This is a genomic window from Sphaerotilus sp. FB-3, assembly GCF_023706025.1.
GTDB classification, from domain to species: domain Bacteria; phylum Pseudomonadota; class Gammaproteobacteria; order Burkholderiales; family Burkholderiaceae_C; genus Sphaerotilus; species Sphaerotilus sulfidivorans.
The window spans coordinates 1-475 of record NZ_BQWE01000003.1 but is presented as its reverse complement, the minus strand read 5'-3'; the positions used below and the strand labels follow the sequence as shown (position 1 = coordinate 475).

Below are 475 nucleotides of genomic sequence, written 5' to 3'. Positions count from 1 at the left end.
GAAGCGAGATTATCATGCATTTTTTAAACCCTGTCAACAACAAGGTCTATGCTGATTCGCTTGTCTGCTCTAGAGACTGGAGCCGAACTGATGCTCTAGCACATCGATCGGTGCAGCTGCACTCTCTAGACAAGACGAAGAGAAGAAAACGCCCAGTCCGTAGACTGGGCGTTTCTCGCTTGTAGAAGCCTGACGATGACCTACTTTCACACGCGAATGCGCACTATCATCGGCGCGGAGGCGTTTCACTGTCCTGTTCGGGATGGGAAGGAGTGGGACCACCTCGCTATGGTCGTCAGGCATAACCGTTGGTCTTTCAGGATGGAACCTGAAAGACAATTCGTAGAGTCTGTATGAATCAGCGCTGATCTGTCAATTGATTGCGTTCACCGCGACTGAAGTACGGTTCACATCGACACTCTTACCTTGACAGGAATGTCAAAGTTATAGGGTCAAGCCTCACGAGCAATTAGTA

The 475-nt window shown here is 49.5% G+C and carries 1 rRNA gene; it reads right to left on the bottom strand.

Going from position 1 to position 475, the window contains the following annotated elements:
• Window positions 1-187: 187 nt before the first annotated feature.
• Window positions 188-300: ribosomal RNA gene (gene rrf / locus NFT33_RS00590) — 5S ribosomal RNA — on the bottom strand.
• Window positions 301-475: the final 175 nt, after the last annotated feature.